The 23,626-nt window shown below is 53.2% G+C and carries 19 protein-coding genes; 15 read left to right on the top strand and 4 right to left on the bottom strand.

All coding sequences use genetic code 11. The features are described 5' to 3' along the window. Positions 1-13: 13 nt before the first annotated feature. The 11 genes from ACN06F_RS03595 to ACN06F_RS03645 all read left to right on the top strand — a co-directional run bounded on the left by ACN06F_RS03595 (position 14) and on the right by ACN06F_RS03645 (position 14,554). Positions 14-754 (top strand): heme ABC transporter permease, encoded by a 741-nt coding sequence (locus ACN06F_RS03595; protein ID WP_038481706.1) that lies wholly within the window; start codon positions 14-16, stop codon positions 752-754. Further along, positions 754-987, top strand: coding sequence for a heme exporter protein CcmD (gene ccmD / locus ACN06F_RS03600; RefSeq protein ID WP_198348585.1), 234 nt, complete (start codon positions 754-756; stop codon positions 985-987). Before ACN06F_RS03595 ends, ccmD begins: the two co-directional genes overlap by 1 nt. Further along, positions 977-1,486, top strand: a complete 510-nt coding sequence (gene ccmE, locus ACN06F_RS03605; protein ID WP_038481712.1) for a cytochrome c maturation protein CcmE — start codon at positions 977-979, stop codon at positions 1,484-1,486. Before ccmD ends, ccmE begins: the two co-directional genes overlap by 11 nt. Positions 1,487-1,538: 52 nt before the next feature. Further along, positions 1,539-3,557 carry a heme lyase CcmF/NrfE family subunit gene (locus tag ACN06F_RS03610; RefSeq protein ID WP_038481715.1) on the top strand — a complete coding sequence of 673 codons (2,019 nt, stop codon included), beginning with the start codon at positions 1,539-1,541 and terminating at the stop codon, positions 3,555-3,557. After that, entirely contained in the window at positions 3,554-4,081 is a 528-nt protein-coding gene (locus ACN06F_RS03615; RefSeq protein WP_038481718.1) for a DsbE family thiol:disulfide interchange protein, read from the top strand. The genes ACN06F_RS03610 and ACN06F_RS03615 overlap by 4 nt, the downstream gene beginning before the upstream one ends. Then, positions 4,072-4,542 (top strand): cytochrome c-type biogenesis protein, encoded by a 471-nt coding sequence (locus tag ACN06F_RS03620; protein ID WP_038481721.1) that lies wholly within the window; start codon positions 4,072-4,074, stop codon positions 4,540-4,542. Before ACN06F_RS03615 ends, ACN06F_RS03620 begins: the two co-directional genes overlap by 10 nt. Beyond that, positions 4,539-5,786: a c-type cytochrome biogenesis protein CcmI gene (gene ccmI, locus ACN06F_RS03625; RefSeq protein WP_433924665.1), complete on the top strand. Its 1,248-nt coding sequence runs from the start codon at positions 4,539-4,541 to the stop codon at positions 5,784-5,786. Before ACN06F_RS03620 ends, ccmI begins: the two co-directional genes overlap by 4 nt. 33 nt (positions 5,787-5,819) lie before the next feature. Next, positions 5,820-9,311 (top strand): chromosome segregation protein SMC, encoded by a 3,492-nt coding sequence (gene smc, locus ACN06F_RS03630; protein ID WP_038481727.1) that lies wholly within the window; start codon positions 5,820-5,822, stop codon positions 9,309-9,311. A 901-nt stretch (positions 9,312-10,212) separates the two neighbouring features. Next, the gene (gene zipA / locus ACN06F_RS03635) at positions 10,213-12,132 is read left to right on the top strand and encodes a cell division protein ZipA (RefSeq protein WP_095602639.1); all 1,920 of its coding nucleotides are present in this window, start codon (positions 10,213-10,215) and stop codon (positions 12,130-12,132) included. Between the two features lie 89 nt (positions 12,133-12,221). After that, positions 12,222-14,285, top strand: coding sequence for an NAD-dependent DNA ligase LigA (gene ligA / locus ACN06F_RS03640; protein WP_433924666.1), 2,064 nt, complete (start codon positions 12,222-12,224; stop codon positions 14,283-14,285). Continuing rightward, the gene (locus tag ACN06F_RS03645) at positions 14,282-14,554 is read left to right on the top strand and encodes a YheU family protein (protein WP_038481736.1); all 273 of its coding nucleotides are present in this window, start codon (positions 14,282-14,284) and stop codon (positions 14,552-14,554) included. Before ligA ends, ACN06F_RS03645 begins: the two co-directional genes overlap by 4 nt. Here the strand turns inward: ACN06F_RS03645 and mnmC are convergent. Next, positions 14,548-16,560, bottom strand: coding sequence for a bifunctional tRNA (5-methylaminomethyl-2-thiouridine)(34)-methyltransferase MnmD/FAD-dependent 5-carboxymethylaminomethyl-2-thiouridine(34) oxidoreductase MnmC (mnmC, locus tag ACN06F_RS03650; protein ID WP_433924667.1), 2,013 nt, complete (start codon positions 16,558-16,560; stop codon positions 14,548-14,550). The genes ACN06F_RS03645 and mnmC overlap by 7 nt on opposite strands. Before the next feature lie 171 nt (positions 16,561-16,731). Continuing rightward, the gene (locus ACN06F_RS03655; RefSeq protein ID WP_038481742.1) at positions 16,732-17,031 is read right to left on the bottom strand and encodes a YciI family protein; all 300 of its coding nucleotides are present in this window, start codon (positions 17,029-17,031) and stop codon (positions 16,732-16,734) included. 164 nt (positions 17,032-17,195) lie between these two features. Between ACN06F_RS03655 and ACN06F_RS03660 the strand changes: the two genes are divergently transcribed. The 4 genes from ACN06F_RS03660 to ACN06F_RS03675 all read left to right on the top strand — a co-directional run bounded on the left by ACN06F_RS03660 (position 17,196) and on the right by ACN06F_RS03675 (position 21,665). Further along, positions 17,196-18,143, top strand: coding sequence for a PHP domain-containing protein (locus ACN06F_RS03660; protein ID WP_120385680.1), 948 nt, complete (start codon positions 17,196-17,198; stop codon positions 18,141-18,143). 63 nt (positions 18,144-18,206) lie between these two features. Further along, positions 18,207-18,830 carry an L-threonylcarbamoyladenylate synthase gene (locus tag ACN06F_RS03665; protein ID WP_038481748.1) on the top strand — a complete coding sequence of 208 codons (624 nt, stop codon included), beginning with the start codon at positions 18,207-18,209 and terminating at the stop codon, positions 18,828-18,830. Positions 18,831-19,102: 272 nt separating this feature from the next. Beyond that, entirely contained in the window at positions 19,103-19,879 is a 777-nt protein-coding gene (locus ACN06F_RS03670; RefSeq protein WP_038481751.1) for a 5'-nucleotidase, lipoprotein e(P4) family, read from the top strand. A gap of 361 nt (positions 19,880-20,240) precedes the next feature. Then, complete coding sequence (locus ACN06F_RS03675; protein WP_433924668.1) at positions 20,241-21,665, top strand: esterase-like activity of phytase family protein; 1,425 nt, start codon at positions 20,241-20,243, stop codon at positions 21,663-21,665. Positions 21,666-21,740: 75 nt separating this feature from the next. On the opposite strand, the gene ACN06F_RS03680 is transcribed toward ACN06F_RS03675, so the two are convergent. After that, on the bottom strand, positions 21,741-22,658 hold the full coding sequence (locus ACN06F_RS03680; RefSeq protein ID WP_231657294.1) for an ion transporter: 918 nt from the start codon (positions 22,656-22,658) through the stop codon (positions 21,741-21,743). A gap of 29 nt (positions 22,659-22,687) precedes the next feature. Then, the gene (locus ACN06F_RS03685; protein ID WP_038481760.1) at positions 22,688-23,596 is read right to left on the bottom strand and encodes a CYTH domain-containing protein; all 909 of its coding nucleotides are present in this window, start codon (positions 23,594-23,596) and stop codon (positions 22,688-22,690) included. Between the last annotated feature and the right edge of the window lie 30 nt (positions 23,597-23,626).

Below are 23,626 nucleotides of genomic sequence, written 5' to 3' on the forward strand. Positions count from 1 at the left end.
GGACGAAAACACCATGTGGGCCTTTATAAATAAACTGAGATCACCCAAGTGGTTCTACGCGATTAGCGCCAAGCTTCAGCCCTGGTTCTGGGCAGCGGCGGTGCTCCTGTTACTGCTGGGAAGCGTTTGGGGGCTGGTATTTGCTCCCGCGGATTATCAGCAGGGCAATAGCTTTCGGATTATCTATGTCCACGTTCCTGCCGCTTTCCTAGCACAATCCATTTTTGTCTCAATGGCAATTTCAGGCTTGGTATTTATGGTCTGGAAAATCAAAGTAGCCGATATGGCTGCCACCGTGATGGCGCCATTAGGTGCGGCGATGACCTTTGTAGCACTTTTTTCAGGCGCAGTATGGGGCGTGCCTACCTGGGGAACCTGGTGGATGTGGGACGCGCGTTTAACGTCCATGCTGATTTTGCTGTTTTTGTATTTAGGTGTCATTGCACTGCGCGGCGCTTTCAGTAGTCGCGATAGCGGATCTCGTGCAGCCTCAGTGCTGGCGATGGTGGGCGTGATTAATATTCCGATCATCAAATATTCGGTGGACTGGTGGTACACCCTGCACCAGCCTGCCTCGTTTACGATTACCGGACGTTCGGCAATGCCCATGGAAATGTGGGCACCGCTGCTCATTATGGTTCTCGGTTTCTACTGCTTTTTTATAGCGTTAACCCTGATGCGTACGCGCAGTGAAATACTGCGCCGTGAAACCAATAAGCGCTGGGTGCAAGAGCTAGTAGAGGAGGTGAGATAATGGCTTTTTCCTCACTTAATGAATTTTTTGCCATGGGTGGCCACGGGCTTTATGTGTGGGCTGCTTGGGGCATTACTGCGTTGTTGATGCTGGTGATAGTTTGGCATGCGCGCCTCGAGCGCAGCCAACTGCTGAAAGGCGTGAAGCGCCGTGTGCGCCGCCAAAATGCCCATCCCCAGGCCGCGCAAGCACCGGTTAACTCTGCTCAAAGGGACGTTCGTAATGACGCCTAAACGTAAACAGAAGCTGTTCGTTATTTTAGGGTTGGTTTCATTAACCGCGATAGCGGTGGGGCTGACACTTTATGCGCTGCGCTCCAACATCAATTTATTTTTTAGCCCGGTGCAAATTGCTCAGGGCGACGCACCCATGGAACGCCAGATTCGCGCGGGCGGAATGGTTAAAGAGGGGTCAGTGTCGCGTGATCCTGAAAGCCTTGATGTTGAGTTTACCGTGACGGATTACGTCGATGATTTGGAGGTCTACTACAGCGGGATTCTGCCGGATCTTTTCCGTGAAGGGCAGGGGGTGGTCGTGGTAGGAGAACTTCAGACAGATGGGCGCTTATATGCCGATAAAGTCCTAGCCCGCCACGATGAAAATTATATGCCGCCCGAAGTGGCGCAAGCATTAGAAGAGGCAGGTTACTCCCCGGCAGATTATCAGGCAAAAGCGGCTGAGGTGGGTAAGCGTTTGGAGCAGGAAGGCACCCCCCAAGCAAGCGATTATTAATGTCTTATCGTGTCAAGCAGGCGGTTATGCCCACTGCTAATTCGGAGCGCGCATGTTCATCAAAATGATTCCTGAAATCGGCCACTTTGCTCTGGTCATTGCCCTTTTAATGGCCGTGATACAAGCTGTGATGCCGCTGGCGGGGGCAGCTACTCGGCGTCCACTATGGATGGCTTATGGCAAGCCCATGGCAACAGGGCAGTTCTTCTTTATTGCCATTGCCTATTTGTGCCTAACGGCCAGTTACCTGCTGGATGACTTCAGCGTTGCTAACGTCGCCAACAATTCTAACTCGCTACTGCCCTGGTACTACAAGTTTAGTGCCGTGTGGGGAAATCATGAAGGCTCGGTCTTATTGTGGAGCTTAATGCTGGCTGGTTGGGGGTATGCCGCTTCGGTATTTTCCGGTGATTTGCCTCGCGATATGGTAGCGCGAGTGCAAGGCGTCATGGGGATGGTCTGCGTTGGCTTCCTACTATTTATCTTGATGACCTCCAATCCATTTGAGCGGCTACTGCCGAATATGCCTCAAGACGGGGCTGATCTTAATCCACTGCTGCAGGACTTCGGGTTGGTTGTGCATCCCCCGATGCTGTATATGGGGTATGTCGGTTTCTCGGTGGTATTTGCATTTGCCATTGCTGCGTTGCTAGGTGGGCGTTTAGACGCTGCCTGGACCCGTTGGGCACGTCCCTGGACTAATGTGGCCTGGGCATTTCTAACCGTAGGCATCGCGCTAGGTAGTTGGTGGGCTTATTACGAGCTGGGCTGGGGCGGCTGGTGGTTCTGGGATCCGGTTGAAAACGCCTCACTGCTGCCCTGGCTAACAGGAACGGCGCTGGTGCACTCGTTGGCGGTCACTGAAAAGCGCGGTTCGTTTAAAAGCTGGACAGTACTGCTGGCTATTTCAACCTTCTCGCTGTCATTAATGGGCACGTTTCTGGTGCGCTCAGGCGTCCTGACCTCAGTGCACGCGTTTGCTAACGACCCTTCCCGCGGCTTCTTTATCTTAATGCTGTTGGCGATTACCGTAACGCTTTCGCTGCTGGTATTTGCGCTGCGCGCGCCCCGTGTGAGCCACAAAGTCGGCTTTAATTGGTTATCCCGTGATTCGTTGTTGCTGGTCAATAATATTCTACTGGTCATTATGACGGTCACCGTACTGTTAGGGACGGTCTACCCGCTAATTTTGGACTCCCTTGGGTTAGGTAAAATCAGCGTAGGGCCTCCGTACTTTAATGCACTTTTTGTACCGCTAACGGTGGTGATGTGCATGTTTATGGGACTTGGTCCGATCGCTCGCTGGAAAAGCATGAATGCCAGTGAACTGTGGCGTAAGCTTTGGCTGTCAGGCGCTGCTGCGCTGGTCCTGGGAAGTGCTATGCCGTTGCTATATGGCGGCGAATGGAATCTGTGGGTCTCTTTAGGCATTATTTCGGCGCTCTGGATCGTACTGCCTATCGTGCGTGACGTGCTCGATAAAGTCCGCCATGCCAGCTCCTTTTTGGCTGGGCTGCGCAAGCTGTCGTTAGCGTATTGGGGCATGGTGCTTGGTCATGTGGGCATTGCGGTTACCATTGTTGGCGTGGCGGTTGTTTCCAATTACAACATCGAACGCAACGTGCGGATGTCACCGGGCACGACTGTTGAAGTGGCGGGGTATCAATTCACCATGACGGAACTGACCAATCGCCGCGGCCCGAACTTCCTGGCGGACACGTCCATCATTCAAGTGCAGCGCGGCGACTCCGGACGCAGTTTTGTGATGCGCCCAGAAAAGCGCCTCTATCTCGCTACCAGAATGCCCATGACCCAGGTGGCGCTTCGTCCCGGGCTTTTCCGCGACCTCTATGTCGCCATGGGGGAAGACCTTGGCGATGGTAGCTACGCGATGCGTGTTCAATACAAACCGTTTGTACGCTGGTTATGGCTCGGTGGGTTGTTGATGGCTTTCGGTGGCATTCTGGCGATAGTTGATAAGCGGTACCGTCGTGTCGTATCGCGCAAAGCGCCTGCTAGCCCGGCTTCTGCAACGTCTGAGTCTGCAACGTCGAAGGAAGCTATGGTATGACACGTCGTCTATTGCTTTTACTACTACCGATTGGCTTTCTGGGGATTGCCTTATTCCTTTATCAAGGGCTAGGGCGCGACCCTTCGCACCGCGACTCGGCGCTAATGGCCAGGCAGTTTCCTACGTTTGAAGCCACGACACTGCGCGATGAAAATCGCCAAGTTGATCAAACCCTGTTAACTGGCGATGTCACCCTGGTAAATGTATGGGGCGAATGGTGCCCCGCTTGTAAGCAGGAAATGCCGCAGTTGCTGGAGTTGGCTGATCAGGGCATTCGCATGGTCGGCATTAACTATCGAGATACTCGCGAAAAAGGGCTGGAGTTCTTGAGCGAGTTTGGTGATCCCTTCGAAGTTAATGTGTTTGATCCAGACGGTAGCCTTGGCTTTGATCTGGGGGTTTACGGTGCACCGGAAACCTTCTTGGTTGATGCTGACGGTGTCATTCGCTACCACCACAAAGGTTACGTGTCGCCGGAAGACGTTCGTGAACGCATTCTGCCGGAGGTGGAAAAATGGCGCTAATACGCTTAATGCTTACCGTCGCGCTGCTGACACTGACTAGCGGCGCGTTGGCCGGCGGTATTGAGATACGTGAGTTCGACGATCCTGTTATGGAGCAGCGTTACCATGATCTCACTGCCTCGATGCGCTGCCCTTTATGTGAGAACCAAGCAATCGATGATTCTGATGCGCCAATTTCCGCTGATATGCGTGAGCGTGTCTATCAATTGCTCCAGGATGGTCAATCGGATATCGAGATTGTTAACCATATGGTGCAGCGGTTTGGAGAGTACATTCTCTATAACCCGCGTTTAGAAAACCGTACTTACCTGTTGTGGGGATTACCGATAGGGTTAGTGCTGCTCGGTGTAGTGGTCGTCGTGATGATGGTTCGCGCTCGTCGTAATGCCTCAGCGAAAGCGCTTAGCGCCGAAGAACGTGCCCGCCTGGATGCCCTGATTAACCGCGAGAGGTCTTCATGACACCGCTGTGGATTGCGATTGCTTTACTATTACTCCCCGCGCTTTGGTTATTGATAGCGCCGATGCGCGATGCCCGCACGCTACGCGACAAGCTAGATCACTTCGAAGCTAACGATACCGCTGATGAGCAAAACGTGGCGATTTTTAAGCGTCGTTTGGCCTCGTTGGAAGCTGCTCACGAACGTGGCGATATGGATGAGGAGCGGTTTAAAGAAGACCGTCTGGAGCTAGAGCGTAGCCTGTTGGAAGACACTGCCAGCCGTACTAAGCGTCCCTTAAAAACGGCGACGGCGGGCAGGCTTGCTATTCCCTTGGTTATGGTGGCCGTGGTGGGGGCGAGTACGTTTTGGTATCAGCAAAACGGCGCGGAAGGCGATTTAACGCTTTACGCAATTCAGCAAGAAGTGCAAAACGATCCCGATGGCTCACTGGCCATGTATTTAGAACGCATGGAAGCAGAAGCCGAGCGTCAGCCGAATAACCCCAATGTGTGGAGTTCACTGTTTCCGCTTTACCGTGAAACTGGTCAGTCCGACAAGGCTGTCGATGCGTTAGAGCGGTTGATTGCTATTGAAGGGCGGATTCCTCCGCTGTTAGCGCAACTTGCTCAACTGCGCTTTTTTATGGCGGAACGCGAACTGACTCCCGAAGTACAGTCGCTAGTGGATGAGACGCTAGCGCAAGACCCACGCCAGCCCACAGTGCTCGGTTTGCTTGGTATCCATGCGTTTGATAATGGGGACTATGAAACAGCGATTGACCGCTGGCGTCGTGCTGTCGCAAACATAGAAGATCCCGAAACGGCATCTTCCTTGCGCGAAGGTATTCGCGTTGCTCAAGAGCGTTTAGGGGTAGAGCCTGAAACAGCGGCGGTTGAGGCCGCCCAAAGCCAGGGCGTGCGTGTGACTGTCTCATTAGACGAAGCACTGATGGATAACGTAAGTGACGATGCTAGCGTGTTTATCACTGCTCGAGACATGCAAGGCGAGCTGCCGCCGTTGGCTGTTATTCGTGCCCAAGTGTCAGAGCTTCCCATGACTGTTGTGCTTGATGACAACGCGGCTATGTCGCCCCAAGCGCAAATATCCCAGGTGCGTGAAGCACGCTTAGTTGTTCGCGTTTCGCAATCTGGTCAGGCAACCCCTCAGCCTGGTGATCTGTTTGGCGATCTAGAGAGCGTAAGCGTTGGACCTATTAGTGAGGATGATGCGGCAAATGTTGTTATTGACCGCGTTTTTGAATAACGTCCACGCAAACAACCGCAGCTAAGGGTCGTAATGCGCTTAACCTCTATTCGTCTTGTTGGGTTCAAGTCTTTTGTCGATCCAGTAACGGTGCCCTTCGATGGCAATATGACCGCCATCGTTGGGCCAAACGGTTGTGGCAAATCTAATATCATCGATGCGGTGCGCTGGGTAATGGGGGAATCCTCAGCTAAAACCCTGCGCGGTGAATCGATGGCCGATGTTATCTTCAACGGCTCCACCGGTCGTAAGCCGATCAGCCAAGCCTCTATCGAGCTCAAGTTCGATAACCGCGATGGAGGCATGGGGGGCGTTTACGCGCAGTACTCAGAAATTGCGGTAAAGCGCTTAGTCACCCGCGACGGCCAATCCAATTACTTCTTTAATGGTCAAAAGTGCCGTCGGCGAGATATCGCTGATCTGTTTATGGGCACTGGTTTAGGCCCGCGTTCTTACGCCATTATCGGCCAGGGGATGATTTCACGGCTAATCGAAGCACGCCCCGATGACCTGCGTGCCACGCTGGAAGAGGCCGCGGGTATTTCAAAATATAAAGAGCGCCGCCGAGAAACCGAAAACCGTATGCGCCGCACCCAGGAGAATTTGGAACGCCTGGATGATATCCGTGAAGAGTTGGACAAACAGCTCGAACGCCTTAAGCGTCAGGCAGAAGCAGCCAAGCGCTACCAAGAGTTAAAGCAGCAGGAGTACCGGCTAAAAGGTGAGCTGGCGTTAGTACGCGGACGCGCATTGCGTGCTGAGCAATCTCACCAAGAAAGCCGAGTGCGCGAGCTGGAAATTGCGGTTGAGAAAGACGTATTTGGCGTACGTCAGTGTGAAACGCGCCTGGAACAAGCGCGTGAACAGCACGATGAACTTGCCGATGTGCTAGAACGCCACCAGCAACAGTTCTTTGAAACCACCACCCGTATTGCCCGCCTGGAGCAGGATCAAGCGCACCGCCGCAGTCGTGAAGCTCAATTGGCGAGCGATATAGCAACGGCGCGCCGCGACCTTGATGAGCAGCGCCGAGTCAGCGAAGGCGATCAAGAGCGACTTGTCGCGATAGAGACTCGTTTAGAGGACTTGCTTCCAGAGCATGAAGCCCTTGAAGAGCAGCTAGAGACGCTTGAGCAAACCTTAGCGGATGCGACCCCCGCTCTTGAAGCTGCCGAACAGCAGTGGGCCGATGCAGAAAATCACTGGCGCGATGCTAGTCGGGAAGCGGACCGTAGCCAAGACCAATTACGCGATTTAGAGCAGCGTATTGCGCGCATGCAGGCGGAGAACCAGCGCCGCCGTCAGCAGCGTGGCGAACTTGCCGATGTCACTGAACTGCGCAATGAACACGCCGAATGCCAAGCCCAGCGGGAAGAGGCTGAGCAGCGTGCTGAAGCCTTTCAAACCGAACGTGACCTTTGGCAGCAGCGCTATAGCGATGCCAAAGCCGCTTATCAGCAGGCCACCCAGGCGCGTGATCAGCAGCGTGCTGAACTAAGTCAACATCAAGGCGAACTCGCGTCATTGAAGGCGTTAATTGATGCCGCCTTGGCTGATCACGACCCAGATCTGAGCGATGCATTAGCGGCTCACGGCTTAGCCGATGCGCTACGTCTTGGTGAAGCGATTAGTGTTGCATCTGGCTGGGAGCGAGTGATTTCCTGGCTGCTTGCGCCGTGGTTAAACGCCCGTTTAGTGTCAGCGAACCAGCTAAACGCGCTACCTAATGCCCTAGCCACTGATTGGTGCTTAATTGACCAAGCTGAGCGGCCAGCGACATCCGCGCAGCGCTTGGATTCGCTGGTGTCTGGGGCAGGTGCGTTAGGCGAATGGTTAGCAAGTATTCACTTCGCAGAAACGAACGAAGATGCTGAGACGCTACTAGGTAATTTGGCGCCTGGAGAGAGTGTTGTCAGCCGGGAAGGCGTATGGCGTGGACGCGGCTGGCTGCACCAACAGGCCAATGGTGAAGGTGTTGATGCACTGTTGGTGACACGCCGTCGGTTTGACGAATTAGACGCCCGTCTTACCCAGGATGAAGACGCGTTAGCGTTGCTGAATGAGCAGTGCGAAGCCGCTAGCGAAGCCATTGAAGTGCTAGAGCAAACCCGTGAGCAGCAGGCCGAGCAAGAGCGTGCCCACGCTGCTTCGCTCCAACAGCTTGCGGTGAAAGAGCAGCGACTAGCTCAACGCCTGGAACATTTAGAGAGCCGCGCCACCGAGTTGGATGATGAGCTCGCCCAACTACAACAGGATGAGGCGGAGTTAACGCTCACTTTAGAAGAGCAGCGTGCTCGATGGCATGCTGCTATGGAACAGCTAGAAGCTGCTGCCGAAGCCCGTGAAACCAGCGCTGAACATCGCAGTCGCCAACGTGAGCAGCGTGACCAGTTAAATCAACAGCATGCTCCCATGAAGGCGCGTCAGCAGGCGTTGGCGCTAGAGCGAGAGCGATTGAATGCTGAGCGGAATAGCCTGCAAGCCCAACAAAGCCGTAGTAGCGATAGTGAAGAGCGCCTTTCGCTACGTATTGCTGAGTTAGAAGAGTCCAGGGAAATGCTGGTAGAGCCAGACGAACTGGCTGCTGAAGAATTAGAGGAGTTGCTACACCAGCGCGAGCAGCAGGAGCGGCGCCTGAATGATACCCGTCAGCAGGCTCAGGCATTGGCAGAGCAGCTGCGCAACGACGAGCTGGCTCGCCAGCAGCACGAGCGCAACTTGGAGCAAAGCCGTGAACAGTTACAACAGCGCCGTATGGATGTACAAGCACTGGCGCTGAAAGCGGCAACCCAAGATGAGCAATTAGCAGAACTAGGCCATGATCCCGATGCTTTAGCAGAGCACTTGCCTAGCGACGCCAGTGAAGCTGCTTGGCAGGAGCGGTTGGAAAACACCACAGATAAGATTCGCCGTTTAGGCGCCATTAACCTTGCCGCGATCGAAGAGTACGATCAGCAAGCCGAACGGCGTAACTACTTGGAAGCTCAGCATGCAGAGCTTACGGAAGCATTGGAAACGTTAGAGCGTGCGATTAAACGTATCGATCAGGAAACGCGCGTTCGCTTTCGAGAAACATTTGACCAGGTTAATACGGGTCTACAAACGCTATTTCCACGGGTTTTCGGTGGGGGAGCTGCTTGGCTAACCCTTACCGGGGATGATTTGCTGGAAACTGGTGTGGCAATTATGGCGCGGCCGCCAGGTAAGAAAAACAGTACTATTCACCTACTCTCAGGGGGAGAAAAGGCGTTAACTGCACTGTCGTTGGTTTTCGCAATTTTCCAGTTGAACCCTGCGCCTTTCTGTATGTTGGACGAAGTCGATGCCCCGCTGGATGATGCCAACGTAGGCCGCTACGCCAAACTTGTTAAAGAAATGTCGGAAAGCGTTCAGTTTATCTATATCACCCATAACAAAATTGCTATGGAGGCTGCTGAGCGCTTGATGGGTGTCACCATGCAGGAGCCTGGTGTGTCTAGGCTTGTTTCGGTAGGTATTGATGAGGCTGCAGCACTGGTCGATTAAGTGCTTTATCGGCAAATGCGGTGCCTTCAATGGTGGCAAACTAAACGAGTTTTCACCCATTAAAAGCCTTATGAAATATGCAAAAATTGCGGTAGAGCAAGCCTGTGACGGGTTGTGTGCTGAACCGATAGTGAGTGCTTCTGCTTTTGCTTAGCTATCCCAGATTAGGTTCATTAGTGGCTATTGATAGCGTTTATTTCTTCATTTTTTTATTATAAAATTCCTTTTTTATCAATGATTTATATTTATTCTAGGTTTCTGATTAACTGCTTTGATCATGGGCGCTGAGGGCTGCTCCTGCCAAAGCGTATCGTGCAGTTAAGCATGTTCATCTATCTAAAATTGACAAATCTGAAATGTGAACTTTCATTACCTTTGTATAGCGTTAGTTAAGGGTTTAAAACATATATGCTATGATTTCATTAGCTATTAAATACTATTCGTTACGACGGAATTTTTGGTGACGTAGGTTTGTAATAGATAGGTTTGTAACAGATAGGTTTGTAACAGAATAGCTTTTGATCGAACAGCAGTTGGCTGGGCAATTTGGCAGAAGAGCAGTGGCGTTTCGTTACGTAAGTTTGAATGTGGGCTTGTCATGTTACGGTGTGAGAAGGCGAGCCAAGGGAGCGAAATTTCTCCCTATAGAAAGCAGACGATGATGTGACGATGTGTCCTGTCGGGATAAATTAGCGCTAAAATGGCACTTTTCTTGGTTGATATAGTCAAAGATTTGGCCTAAAACCACCTTGTAGGAGTGTTAAAGCTTGAAAATCTGCAAAAAGTGGCCCTTTTCGTAGCAACCGCGCTATGCTTGATGATAATTAGCTAATTTCGGATATGTTACGTCATTAGGCATTGCGCCTTTGCAACCGGTATATTGACCCATGGAATGCTCGACATGGAATTAAGAGAGTGGTTAATCATTCTAGGACTGGCACTGGTTTCGCTCATCGTAGTTGACGGTGTGCGAAGGCTTCAGCGCCAACGCCGTGTGCCCCGTCTGGATCAAGCAGTTAAAGACTTGCCAGCCGCTAAATTCGAAGAATTTAATGATGAAGTCAAAGAAGCGGAAATAAACTGGGAACTGCCTAACGGTGGTGCCCGGGTCGTCAAGCCTGCTGACTACAGCAACCTTGGTCAAAAACCTAAGTTGGAACGCCAAGAGCACCCAGGGCCTTCCAAAGTACTGTCTGATTTTCGCCGTTCTTTTTCCAACTCTGCCAGTTCGGCCAAGTCAAAAGCCAATGCACATTTTTCGTGGTCTCGTAAAAATGAGCCTCGAAAACATGAACAGTCTTCTGCTGTCGGGCATCCCACGTCGACGAGCTATACATCCGTTCAGCCAGATACTGCTTCAGCCGAGCACACGTTAGGCATGTCTGCAATTCCTGAACCCGAGCGCCGGGAGCCTAGCATATTTATGGCTGATGAGAATCCCAGCAATACAGTTAGCAATGAAACTCAGCACACAGACGCTACTCACCAAATGACGAGTAGCAAGCCTGCCTCTACAACTGAAGCCCGTCGCCCTGGCAGCCACGATTCACAGTCAGTACCTGAACCCACCGAGCATTACGAGTCAGGCGTTAGCGGTCAGCAAGTTGATGTTGAGAAAGAACAGCCAACGGCTCAACACGAAGAAGCTGCTAATCTTGAAGCTAACAGCCGCCTAGAGGCGGTATCAGTTGGAACTGATGAACAAATTGCATCAACCGTAAAGGCTTCAATCGAAAAAGCGTCAGAAGAACCCAGTGCTGCAGCTGAGCCGACTGCAGAAGCAGAGCCGACGCTAAGAGTTGAACCTGAAGATGCAGTACAACATGCAGCTGACACGCCCAGGCGGCGTCAATTGCGTTCTGATACCGCCGGTGGAGACAGAGAGCTAGATGACGATGAGGTTGATGAATACCGCTTGGTCGACTTCGAAGGCATTGGGCGTTCCTTTAAACGTCGCTTGATTGAGCGTCGTAAAGAGAAAGAGCGTAAGAAAGCAGAGAAGGCGAAACGTGCGGAAGCACTAGCCAAGCAAAAAGCAGAACGTAAAGCACTTGAAGCCGAGCGTAAAGCGCTTGAGGCGCAGCAGCGCCGTGAAGCAAAAGAGGCAGCCGACGCTGAAAAAGCGCGTATTGCTCAAGAGCAAGCCGAAGCGCGTGAGGCCGCTGCAATGACCGCTGCCGCGGAGCGAGAGGCTGCGCAATATAATGAGCCGACGATTTCTGCGCACGATGAGAGTTATCACGATGTTGATGACTACGATGATTATGTGCCTGAAACGGGACATAGGGATAACGTTGTACGTACACACCCCACGTTAGAAAAAGCGTTACGCCACGATGTTAATAGTGAGCGGGCTAGAGATGCGCTCACCGACGCTTCTGAAATGGTCGTGATCAGTGTGCTTTCGCGGGAGCCTGAAGGTTTTGATGGCGGTAAATTGCTTGAGCTAATCATGGCCTGCGGTCTTCGATATAGCCGTGAAATGGGTGTCTTTCACCGTTTTGAAACAGAAAGCTTCGATAGCGAACTGCAATTTTCAATGGTGAATGTACTTAAGCCTGGTACGTTCCCCATTGAAGAAATGGATGAGTTTGTGACCCCTGGTATTACGTTCCTGATGCCGCTGCCCGGCGCTGAAGATAGTTCAGCAGCGTTTGAAGCGATGGTCGAAACGGCGATGGTTGTCGTACGCCATATGGGCGGTGAGCTTAAAGATGAAAACCGTAGCGTAATGACGGCGCAAACCATTGAGTTTGCAAGGCAGCGCGTTCATGACTTTGAACGTCGCCATCGCTTGCATCGCCAACTGCAAGCGCGTTAAGCGTCGCGTTTCGTTAACACCCGCCTTCCCAAAGAAGGCGGGTGTTTTTGTTACTAAACACCTGTTTTTTTGTATGCCGGAACATCTGAATGAGTCAGCCTGAGAAAAAACTTCTGGAAGAGATTAGCCAACTGCGCGCCGATCTTGATGATGCAAACTACCGCTACTATATATTAGATGAGCCTAAGCTGACCGACGCAGATTACGACCGCAAACTGCAGCGGTTGAAGCAATTGGAGTCCGAATACCCCGATTTAGTCTCACCGGATTCCCCTACCCAGCGGGTAGGGGCCGCGCCAGCGGAAGGGTTCCCTGAAGTTGCTCATGCGATTCCCATGCTCTCCTTGGATAACGCATTTAGCCGTGATGATATTACCGCCTTTGCTGAGCGTGTCGCTGAACGTTTGGAGTGTCAGGCGAGTAGCGTTGAGTTTAGCTGTGAGCCAAAGCTCGACGGTGCTGCAGTCTCTTTAGTGTACGAGCAGGGCGTATTGGTTAGTGGCGCAACCCGTGGCGATGGCCGTACCGGAGAAGGCATTACATCGAATTTGCGCACCTTGCGGTCTGTTCCGTTAAAGCTAATGGGCGACAACATTCCTTCATTATTAGAAGTACGCGGCGAAGTTATTATGCGCCATGCGGGCTTTGAAGCGCTGAATGATCGAGCCAGAGAAGAAAGCAGCAAGGTATTTGCTAACCCGCGTAATGCGGCGGCTGGCAGCCTGCGACAGCTCGATCCGCGGATTACCGCAACGCGCCCATTAGAGTTTCATGCTTATCAAGTTGCTCGGCTCGATATGACGAACCTTGGCGATGGTGAGCTGAGCAGTAGCCCAATGACAACTCATAGTCAGCAAATGGCAAGGCTAAAGGCATGGGGCTTTCGCTCCAGCACGGAGCTCCGCACTGTCAATGGTCCTGAGCTGGTGGCTGATTACTGCGAGCAACTGGGAGAAAAGCGAGACCAATTGGGTTATGACATCGATGGCGTCGTGATTAAAGTAAACGATCTGCGCCACCAGCGAGAGCTTGGCTTTGTGGCACGGGCGCCACGCTGGGCGGTAGCATTTAAATTTCCTGCTCAGGAAGAAGTCACGACCCTTAACGATGTGGAGTTTCAGGTAGGCCGTACTGGCGCGATTACCCCGGTTGCTAGGCTAGAGCCTGTCACCGTTGCTGGTGTGACGGTATCAAATGCTACGCTGCATAACGCAGATGAGATCACCCGCTTAGGTGTCATGATTGGTGATACGGTGGCCATTCGTCGGGCAGGCGACGTGATTCCCCAAGTGGTACGAGTCGATATCGACAAGCGTCCTGCCCAGGCGCGCGTGATTACCTTTCCCGAGCACTGCCCGGTGTGTGGTTCGGATATTGAACGGCTGGAAGGCGAGGCGGTCGCTCGTTGCTCAGGCGGGCTTTATTGTGCCGCGCAGCGTAAAGAGGCGCTGAAGCATTTCGCCAGCCGTAAAGCGCTAGATGTCGATGGGCTGGGTGAGAAGCTGATTGAGCAGTTGGTGGACCTGGACTGGGTGAAAACGCCAGCAGACTTATTTCATCTCACAGCTGAGCAGCTTCAGACGCTGCCACGCATGGGGGAAAAGTCCTCGACCAACTTGGTAAATGCCCTGGATAAGGCTAAGCACACCACGTTGGCTCGTTTTATTTACGCCTTGGGTATTCGCGAAGTAGGCGAAGCCACAGCGGCAAATTTAGCCAGCTACTTCGGTACACTTCAGGCCTTGCAAGAAGCTGATCAAGCGGCGCTGGAAGCGGTGAATGATGTTGGTCCGATTGTCGCCGCCCATGTTCACACTTTTTTCCGTCAACCCCATAATCTGGCAACGCTGAAAGCACTGCTTGATGCTGGCATCACGTGGCAAGAGAGTGAAGTGACGCAAGGCCCGACGCCCTTAGAGGGACAGACCTGGGTGCTTACCGGCACGATGGACACCATGACCCGCGATGAAGGTAAGGCGCGGCTGCAAGCGCTAGGCGCTAAAGTGGCGGGTAGTGTTTCCAAGAAAACCACCTGCTTGGTAGCGGGCGAGGCCGCAGGCAGTAAATTAACCAAAGCAGAGCAACTGGGCGTTGAAGTGATCGATGAAGCCACCTTTATTGAGCGTCTAGCTGCCTGGGAGCAGAGTGAATGAGCCGTTTTATTGAAGTGCCAGCACGCATGCTGCCGCCGGAAACGCTGGATGCTTTGCTTGAAGCATTTGTGACACGCCAAGGATACGATACAACCGATACCGGCGCAGGTATGAGCGGCTGGGTAGTCGAGCTTAAACAGCAGCTTGAGCGTCACGAGCTGATTATTGCCCACGATCTTGAGTTAGAAATGACCGAGGTGATGACGCTCGCCCAATGGCGTTCCTTTGGGCGAGATCTTGCCGATGATGAGGAAGAGGGCGATTACTGAGCGCGTACTAGCGCACTAATAATCCGTCGCCCAGGGTGTAAATGATCCACTAACGATAGCTCTAGCGGCATCGGCTCATCACACATTCGCGAGGCAATGATTTCGGCGCAGAGCGGAGCGCTGGAAAGGCCCCTAGAGCCGTGCGCGCTAGATATCCACAGCCCTGCATGGTGCTCTCCTAGGGTATCTGGCACGTTCGAAGCATCTTTTTGCAGCACCGCGTAATCCTGCTGCCATGCGTCGGCATTGGGCACAGGCCCCGCGTAGGGGCTTTTGTCAGGGCTGGCTGCCCTTACCGCAGCACGACCTGCTAGCGTGTCGGGGCTTAGCGTTACGCCCGCCGTTTCAAGGGTGGCGACCCATTCAGGCAGTGTTTGGCGTAGTTCATCAATATTGCGCTGATGGTCTGCTGTCGTAACGTCGTTCGTGGCGTTATTAGGCACAAAGCTGGCTCCAAACGTCAGTACGCCCTCCACTGGCGGCGACACATAGCCACCAGCGCATACCACACGTTGCGGGCCTTGAACTCCCTCGGGCAGCTTCACTTCACTCACCTGGCCGCGAACCTGCTGTAGCGGTAGCGCTGCAGTTTGTTCAAAGCGGTTAGCCAGAGACGCATTGGCTACCACAGCGTGATCAGCGGTCAGCGTTTCTCCGTTGGCCAACACGATCTGCCAAGCTTTACCGTCGGGCTGAAGGGTTGTTACTTCCCCCTGGTGCAAGGTGATATTCGCGTGCTGTAGTAGCTGTTCGCAGAGTAATTTGGGGCGCACCCAGCCTGCCTGGGGATAAAACAGTCCGTGACTCGCTGTGATCGGAACACCCACCAGCTCGCCAAGCGTCTCGGTTTGAGCGGACACCACCGCTTCTGGCAGCGGGTGGCGTGCCATAAAGCGCTGTTGGCGAACGGCCTCCTTGTCGCTTAACGCCAGTTGTACCACGCCACATGGTTGCCACAGCGGCGCTTCCCGTGGTGTTGCTGAAGCCCGCTGGCTAAGCCAGCGCTGGCTGTAGAGAAGGCCTGATAAATAGAACCGGCTCTGGTTGTTCGTTTCCGCAGCTAATTTTACATACAGCGCTCCCTGACGATTACCGGAGCCACCGGCACCAGGGGTATCGCGTTCAATGACCGTTACCTGAACCCCACGCTTGGCTAACGCTGCGGCCACGCTGCAACCGGCCATGCCTGCTCCAATGACGGCCACATGGTTAGCTGGCCTTGCCGCAGGCGGCGTGAACCATGGTGTTGACTGGCGGCGATTGTCTTTGGGCGGTGCGTCGATATAGCCCGCTAACATTTCCCGCTTGCGCCCAAACCCAGGCACCTTCTGCCAGTTAAACCCTGCTGCTTTTAACCCTCGTTTAACGACGCCGGCACAGGTAAACGTGGCAAATGTTGCCCCAGGGCGAGAGCGTGCTGCCATGGCTTCGAACAGCTCAGGCTGCCACATTTCGGGGTTTTTAGCAGGAGCAAAGCCATCTAGGAACCATGCATCGACTTGACCGTCGAGTAGGTTCAGTCGTTCGGTGGTGTCGCCAAAGTGCAGATCGAGAGTCACTCGCTCGTTGAGATGAAGGCGGTGAATGCCGCTGACGGCTTCAGGCCATTGGGCGCATAGCACTTGTGCATAGTGTGCTAATGAAGGCCAGGCGCTTAGCGCGCGCTCAAGAGATACTCGGTCAAGCGGAAATTTCTCGGTGGATAACAGATGAAGACGTGCAGTACTCGGTGCGTGTTGTTCAAAACAGTCCCACGCGCACAGCATATTAAGCCCGGTGCCAAAGCCTGTTTCGCCAATCACAAAAGCGCGGCTGTGTCTCCAGTCCGCAAAGCGCTTAGGAAGGTGATTCGCCCCCAGGAAAACGTGCTCGGTTTCAGCCCGGCCATCTTCCCTGGAAAAATACACATCGTCGAAGGCCTCTGAATGGGGGGATGCCTCGTTCCAAGTGAGTAAAGGAGCCGTTAACGCCGCGAGCGGGGGCAGGGCAGTAGAGCGTTGAGTCACGCGGGTATCCCCGTACTGATGAAGTTTGTGTTAAAGATAGGTTAAAAATTGATCAACTTGTTGATAAGGGCATCAGCTCTAGCTTTGGGGAAAGCGTCCGCCGAGTTTTCACAGAGTTTTCCACAGGCTCTGTGAAAAAGAAGGCGGACTCTTCACACTCGCCTCTATCGGTCAAGGCATTACTTTTTTAAATGGCTTAACAATTACCTTGGCATAGACCCCAGCAATGATGTATGGGTCGGCGTCAGCCCAGGCTTGCGCGTCCTCAAGGCTGTCAAATTCGGCAACGACTAAGCTGCCGCTAAAGCCTGCATCGCCTGGGTTATCGGTATCAATAGCGGGGTGGGGGCCAGCCAGAACCAAACGGCCTTCATCACGCAGCTTTTCCAGGCGACCAAGGTGATCCGGGCGTGCCGCTAGACGGCGCTCCAAGCTGTTGGATACATCTTCACTGATAATAGCGTAAAGCATGGGGATAACTCCTTGAATGCTAGGGCGGTTGTTCCGTACTGAATTGACCGCGCCCCTGTAAGCGCGCACCATGGTGAGCGCCTGTATACCGTTAAGGGAAAACAGGGTGCCTGTTTTATTCACACCACCCTATTCTGACAAACTCGCCACACGGCGTCATGCTTATGCCCCTACTTCCTGCGAACTATCTTCCTGCAAATCATCTGCCCAGCGTGTTTGATGCCGACCAGCGTTATACGGTGGATTTACACATGCACTCTACCGCGTCAGATGGCGCGCTGACCCCTACCGAGTTGGTAAAACTGTGCGCTGCACGTGGTCTTACCCACATGTCGCTGACAGACCACGACACCATGGAAGGTATTGAAGAAGCGGGCATCGCGGCTCAGCAAGCTGGGCTTTGCCTGGTGCCTGGCTGTGAGTTATCCACGCGCTGGCAAGGAATCAATATTCACGTAGTGGCGCTTATGCCCGGCGGTTTGCAAGGGCCTCTGGTAGAAGGGCTTGCACTGCAGCGTGAAGCACGGATCAAGCGCGCTGAAGTGATCGCCGAGCGGTTGGAAAAAATGGGCTTACCTGACGCGCTCGAAAAGGCACGCGCCCAGGCAGGCAGCGACCGCCCCTTAGGCAGGCCTGACTTTGCCCGCGCGCTGGTCGCTGAAGGAGTAGTTGATGACTGGGCAGGCGCGTTTAAGCGCTATTTAGGCAGTGGTAAAAAAGGCGATGTAAAAGCTCATTGGCCGGAAATCAGTGATGCAGTGGCCTGGGTAGTAGCCTCAGGCGGTGTGGCAGTGCTGGCGCACCCGCTGCGCTATGGGCTTACCCGGCGCAAGCGAGGTTTGCTGATGGATACCTTTCAAGCCGCCGGTGGGCAGAGCGTTGAGCTGGTGAGTGGTCAGCAGAATCCAGACAGCACTCGCGATCTCGCTCGGCAATTAGTGGAGCGTGACTTATACGCCTCCATGGGCAGCGATTTTCATTTTCCTGGCAGCCACGCCGCCCCCGGCAGTATGAGCTTAATACCGCGCACTGCTGCGCCGCCGATTTGGCAGCATCCGCGCTTAGTTCATTTGCGCGATGCGCCCAGTGGTATGTTAGGTCCTGGGTCTTAAACCGCATATCGGCTAACCTAGAAACTAAATGGACAACGATATGCCCAAGGGCAGGAGCAAGCGATGAGTCAATATTTTCAGATTCACCCCGAAAACCCGCAGAAACGCTTGATTGATCAAGCGATAGATATTATCCGCAAAGGTGGTGTGGTCGCGTATCCGACGGACTCGGGCTATGCACTGGGTTGTCACTTAGGTGAAAAGAAAGCCATTGAGAAGATCAAATGGCTGCGCTCGTTAGACGATAAACACAATTTCACGCTGATGTGTTCGGATCTTTCCGAGATTGGCACTTACGCGAAAGTGGATAACGCAGTGTTTCGGCTGCTGAAGGCTCATACCCCTGGCCCATACACCTTTATTTTGGATGCTACCACAGAGGTGCCGCGCCTGTTGCTGCATCCGAAGCGCCGCTCCATTGGCGTGCGTGTGCCTGATCACCACATTACCCACGCGCTGCTTGATGCGTTAGGTGAGCCGTTGATGAGCGTCACGTTAATTCCGGTAGGAGAGACCCTGCCAATGAGCGATCCTGAGGAGATTCGCGACCGCTTCGGGGCACACCTTGATGCCATTATCGACGGCGGTGCCTGCCATCTTGACCCCACGAGTGTGATTGACCTACGCGAGCTGCCGCCCAAAATTGTGCGGGAAGGCCGCGGCGATATTACGCCGTTTACGAGTTAACACCATTCTCTAGTTGGTATTGGTAACCCCCTTGGTGAAAAGTCTCGAGGGGGTTGCTGTCGTCCCGCCTGTCTCTCCATCACCCAAAATCCACAAAAATCATTAAACATGATATGCGTATCAACTTATTCATTTAGCGCGCTATCTTTCTTATTTGAATGATCAATAAAAATAAATTATGATGATTATGCTTACTATTGATAATTAATAATGATGGATGGTGTGGGATTCCCCTCTTAACCTAATAACCATCACTGACAGGAGATTGCTTAATGATGATATCTCGATACCGCAACGCTGCTACTGCAACCGCATTTGCAAGCTTGGCGCTACTTCCTTTATCAGGGAACGCAGTAGCCGACGACGCTAGCGCTTGTGATCAAGTTGAGTACGCCATGGGGCTTCGTTACCAACAGCAATCCGCAGAAATAACTGCTTTACAGCGCCAAGGCTTTGAACTGGCGACCTATCGCTTGGAAAAACAGATTGAGGCGCATGGTGAGGGTGCCGATTTGGCCATCATTACCGATGTGGATGAGACGCTCATCGATAACAGCGCTTTGCTAGTGCGCGATATGCAGGCCTGCCACGACTTCACTACTTGGGATACTTGGTTGCATTGGGAACGCGAAGGCGAGCCACGTTTGATCCCAGGGGCGAAAGACTTTCTCGAATTTGCCGATGAGCAAGGTGTGTCGATCTACTATGTGTCGGATCGCTACCAAGAAAATAAAGCGGACACGCTGGCCACTATGGAAGCATTAGAGCTTCCCCAGGTATCTGACGAACGCGTCATGCTACTTGGCCCACCCAAGACCGAGCGTCGTGCTATCGTCGAAGACAATCATACGTTAGTGATGCAGTTGGGCGATACGCTGCATGACTTCTCGGGTGATTTTGTCGGCGCAAGCCTTGAAGAGCAGCGCGACTTGGTTAACGACCACGCTGAGCGTTTTGGTCAAGACTGGATTGTTTTCCCCAATGCCAGTTACGGAAGCTGGAGCGACGCGGAGCTTAACGCGTGGGAAGCTCCGTTTGAAAGCGAATAAAATGTAACCACTTCCATCGTGCCGTTACTATAAAGGAGACGCCCTGGTTAATAGCCAGGGCGTTTTCCTTATTAGCCCCGCAAGTTGTCCCCGTGCCGCTAGTCACTAACATGTCATTCACCTGTCATTGGTTGTCACTAAATTATCTTGGTGGCCGTGAACATAGCGATATGCCATAACAAATCGAACCTTGTCGGTGTGAGCGCGTTTCATTAAGACAACCGTGACGGCTCCACCCCCATTGGATATTCCTGCCACTAGACTTTTCTTAACTTGCCCTGGGTCACGGTGGAAATTGTGCCTATTGAGGCGGCTGAGACGCCAGCGGGCGTCAACCTGTATTCAATAAGGAAATCAACCAATGAACCGTCATAAGCTTTTTATGGCATCCTTACTGACGTCCTCTCTGCTGGTGGGCTGCGGTGATAACGCTAACGCTGATGATACCAATGCCTCCGTGTTCGACAGCTTCCCCGCCGCTGGTGTGTTTCTTCCCCACAGCGTATTACGGGATGATCTACTAGATGGCAAATCTCAGCAGGCTTTTGAGATCCGTAATGGCGGCTTTGGGTCGGCAATGACGGCTCATCCCACGGATTCAACGCGCTTCTATGCATTGACTGACCGCGGCCCCAATGCCAATTTTGTTGGTGACTATGGCAAGGGGAAAGTATTTCCGACACCGGACTATACGCCCCGTATCGGCTTGTTTGAGCTTCAAGCGAACGGTGTGATCGAACAGGTTACTACCATTCTGCTCAAGCGCCCCGATGGAACCGAGATCAGTGGCCTGCCTAACAGTTTGGCACTCGGCGGAACGGGTGAAACTCCTTACCATGCCAATGGTCAACCGATCTTGGTGGACGATAGCCAGCCCTATAATGAAGTTACTAATCCGATCCGCTTGGATGATTATGGTCTGGATGGCGAGGGGCTAGTGGCACTCTCGGACGGCACCTTCTGGGTTAGCGATGAGTATGGCCCGCACATGGTCCACTTCGATGCTGAAGGTCGTGAAATCGGCCGTATCAACCCCTTTGCCGACGACGACCGGGTCGAGATGAACCTGCCGGCAGAGTTTGCCAACCGGCGTGCCAACCGAGGTATGGAAGGGCTGGCTATCACGCCGGATGAGGAAACGCTGGTAGGTATTATGCAGTCCACTCTGTACAACCCGGGCAGCACGGTGAAAGACCTGGATATCACCCGCATCGTCACAGTGGACCTGGACTCGGGCGAGACTGGACAGTATCTCTACCGCCAAGAGCAAAACCAGAATTCCAACTCAGAGCTTGTTGCCCTGAGCGCCACTGAGTTTTTGGTGCTTGAACGAGATGGCCGTTTTATGAACGGTGGTCCTGATGGCACTGAGGCAGCGACACCCGATGCTCAGAAGCAGGTTTATCGCATTGACCTTACCTCGGGCACCAATCTTGAAACGGTCTCAACCAACGGTGACCTGAAACAGGATGCCGAACTGGGTCTAACTTTGGCAGGCAAAACCTTGGAAGAAGTGGTTCTAGAGCAGGGATGGGGTGCTCTGGCCAGCGCTGGAATTGAGCCAGTGAGCAAGTCTCTGGTGGTGGATATGGTGGCGGAAGTCAACTATCCCCATGATAAAATGGAAGGTCTATGGGTGATTGATGACCAACGCTTGGGGGTGCTGAACGACGATGACTTCGCCACCTGGTCCACTGAGGGTCAACTCGAGCAGAAAATGCTGGACGCCAACACTGTGGATGGCGGCCGCCTGTTTATTATCGAGGCCGACCTGAGCACCGATTGATCAACGTAGCGGCCTAGCTAACCACGCAACTCCCTTCTAAATGAACGCTGCGCGCCCTAGGTTTGGCTATTTTGTTTAGCTGTCCTGGGGCGTGTTTGTGTCTTCGTCTCCCTCGTGACTATCTTTTTTGTTTGCTTCTTTCTTACGTGGGTCTTCGCTGTCTTCATCCAGCCAGGTGCCACAGCGCAGGCAGTAACGAGCGCGCTTTTCGTGGCGGTCATGGCCACAGCCGGGGCAGGCTTCTTCTGAATAACGGTCTTCACGAATAGAGCGGATAACCTGGGCGGAAAATACCCCGGTAGGCACAGCGATAATCGAATACCCCAACAGCATCAGGATCATCGTGATCGCTTTGCCTAACGACGTGGCTGGGACAATATCGCCGTAGCCCACCGTGGTCATACTGACGATCGCCCAATACATCGACATAGGAATACTGGTAAAGCCGGCTTCTGGCGACTCGATGGTGTACATCAGCGCAGCAAACAGTATGACGACCATCATGATGCTGCTAAAAAACAGCAGGATTTGACGAAGGCTGCGTTTAAGCGCATCGAGCAGTAAACGCCCCTCGCCGATAAACTCCATCAACCTCAGAATCCGGAAGATGCGTAGCACTCGCAGTATCCTTACGATGACGAGTCCGTGCGCACCAGGCATCAACAGTACTAACCAAGCTGGGATAATCGCGATCACATCGACAATGCCGTAGAAGCTTTTGAGGTAAATCGTTGGGCGCTCTAAACAGTAAATCCGCACCGCCAGTTCAATGCTGAAAAGTAGCGTAAATAGCCATTCTGCATAGTAGAAAATGTGCCCGTAGCGTTCGGAATAACTATCTACGCTGTCCAGCAAAATGACCGCCACGCTGATTAGAATGGCGATAATCAGCGCAATATCAAACCCTTTGGCTCCCGGCGTATCAGACTCGAAGATAATATGGAAAAGCCGTGTGCGCAGTCCTTCCGCACCGGGAGTTAATTGAAAACTCATCGCGACATCCTGAAGTGGGCTGAATGTTTCTAGCGTAGCGTGGTTTGATAGGCGAAGCGATGCGCCAGGGTTAACGCAGCAGCGCCATAAGCGGACGTTGGATGGCCATTTTTATTCAGTGCTGTGGTCAGTGTTTGAGCATCGCGGCGGGAGCTTTCATCTAACTGGGGATGGGTCGCCAGTGTGGCTAACGCTTGCTGTGCGATAGTTAAGTGTTCCGCAAGACCACTATCGTGGTAGGCGTCCAGCGCCACTGTGGCTCTGTGTAGCCACTCAGCCGGTGCGTCAGCTTCAGGTAGTGCCCACTGCTGCACGCCTAATGCATTGCCGCGAGCGGCTTTGCTGGTATCAGAAGGGCGCAGCGGTACGCTTTCCGCGAGCGTTAATGCTAGCGCCCAAAGCGCCTCTGGTTCACCCGCTTTGAGTTCCAGCTCGACCTCGCAAATTGCCGCTTGAGCACCACCGCTGACAATCTCTCCTTCGTCCAACACTAGCTCTATACGGCTTCCCTGCCAGTTGATTTGCCAGCTGCGCCGGGTAAAGTCGGTGCGCAGCGCAGGGCGTAGCGCGGAAATGACGGTGCCTAGTGAACCTTTGAATGGCGGTAGGGTAGCTAAGCCATGCTGGTCAAGCTGTGGGCTAGGAACTTGCCACTCCCACTCTTGTCGGGTAGAGAGGCCGCCACCACCATGACCGGCAGTTTTCACCGTTTGTAGCACGCGATCATCAACTTGGCGTAAGCGCACGGCAATCCGTGCATTCGCCATATCGCCCGCAGGGGTATCGAAATAGTTGTTCGACAAATGTTGCCGTTGGGGTGTTTCGGCTAGTGCCGCGTGGCACAGCAGCGTGTTTAGTTGAGCTGGCGCAAGGGCGAGTTTAAGCTCTATTTCGGTAGGCGCTGAAACAGAATCAGCAGTAGATGTTGAATTTTTCATGACATTAGCCACCTTTGTATTGTGACATTT

Origin of the sequence: Vreelandella sp. 21 (assembly GCF_050995515.1) — a bacterium.
In the GTDB taxonomy this organism is placed as follows: domain Bacteria; phylum Pseudomonadota; class Gammaproteobacteria; order Pseudomonadales; family Halomonadaceae; genus Vreelandella; species Vreelandella alkaliphila.

Excerpts from the sequence above, each read along its gene's own strand:
- smc (WP_038481727.1), top strand. The coding sequence starts at position 5,820 with ATGCGCTTAACCTCTATTCGTCTTGTTGGGTTCAAGTCTTTTGTCGAT.
- zipA (WP_095602639.1), top strand. The coding sequence starts at position 10,213 with ATGGAATTAAGAGAGTGGTTAATCATTCTAGGACTGGCACTGGTTTCG.
- ACN06F_RS03645 (WP_038481736.1), top strand. The coding sequence starts at position 14,282 with ATGAGCCGTTTTATTGAAGTGCCAGCACGCATGCTGCCGCCGGAAACG.
- ACN06F_RS03595 (WP_038481706.1), top strand. The coding sequence starts at position 14 with ATGTGGGCCTTTATAAATAAACTGAGATCACCCAAGTGGTTCTACGCG.
- ACN06F_RS03615 (WP_038481718.1), top strand. The coding sequence starts at position 3,554 with ATGACACGTCGTCTATTGCTTTTACTACTACCGATTGGCTTTCTGGGG.
- ccmE (WP_038481712.1), top strand. The coding sequence starts at position 977 with ATGACGCCTAAACGTAAACAGAAGCTGTTCGTTATTTTAGGGTTGGTT.
- ACN06F_RS03655 (WP_038481742.1), bottom strand. The coding sequence starts at position 17,031 with ATGCTTTACGCTATTATCAGTGAAGATGTATCCAACAGCTTGGAGCGC.
- ACN06F_RS03685 (WP_038481760.1), bottom strand. The coding sequence starts at position 23,596 with ATGAAAAATTCAACATCTACTGCTGATTCTGTTTCAGCGCCTACCGAA.
- ACN06F_RS03610 (WP_038481715.1), top strand. The coding sequence starts at position 1,539 with ATGTTCATCAAAATGATTCCTGAAATCGGCCACTTTGCTCTGGTCATT.
- ACN06F_RS03620 (WP_038481721.1), top strand. The coding sequence starts at position 4,072 with ATGGCGCTAATACGCTTAATGCTTACCGTCGCGCTGCTGACACTGACT.
- ACN06F_RS03660 (WP_120385680.1), top strand. The coding sequence starts at position 17,196 with ATGCCCCTACTTCCTGCGAACTATCTTCCTGCAAATCATCTGCCCAGC.
- ccmD (WP_198348585.1), top strand. The coding sequence starts at position 754 with ATGGCTTTTTCCTCACTTAATGAATTTTTTGCCATGGGTGGCCACGGG.
- ACN06F_RS03670 (WP_038481751.1), top strand. The coding sequence starts at position 19,103 with ATGATGATATCTCGATACCGCAACGCTGCTACTGCAACCGCATTTGCA.
- ACN06F_RS03665 (WP_038481748.1), top strand. The coding sequence starts at position 18,207 with ATGAGTCAATATTTTCAGATTCACCCCGAAAACCCGCAGAAACGCTTG.
- ACN06F_RS03680 (WP_231657294.1), bottom strand. The coding sequence starts at position 22,658 with ATGAGTTTTCAATTAACTCCCGGTGCGGAAGGACTGCGCACACGGCTT.
- ACN06F_RS03675 (WP_433924668.1), top strand. The coding sequence starts at position 20,241 with ATGAACCGTCATAAGCTTTTTATGGCATCCTTACTGACGTCCTCTCTG.
- ligA (WP_433924666.1), top strand. The coding sequence starts at position 12,222 with ATGAGTCAGCCTGAGAAAAAACTTCTGGAAGAGATTAGCCAACTGCGC.
- ccmI (WP_433924665.1), top strand. The coding sequence starts at position 4,539 with ATGACACCGCTGTGGATTGCGATTGCTTTACTATTACTCCCCGCGCTT.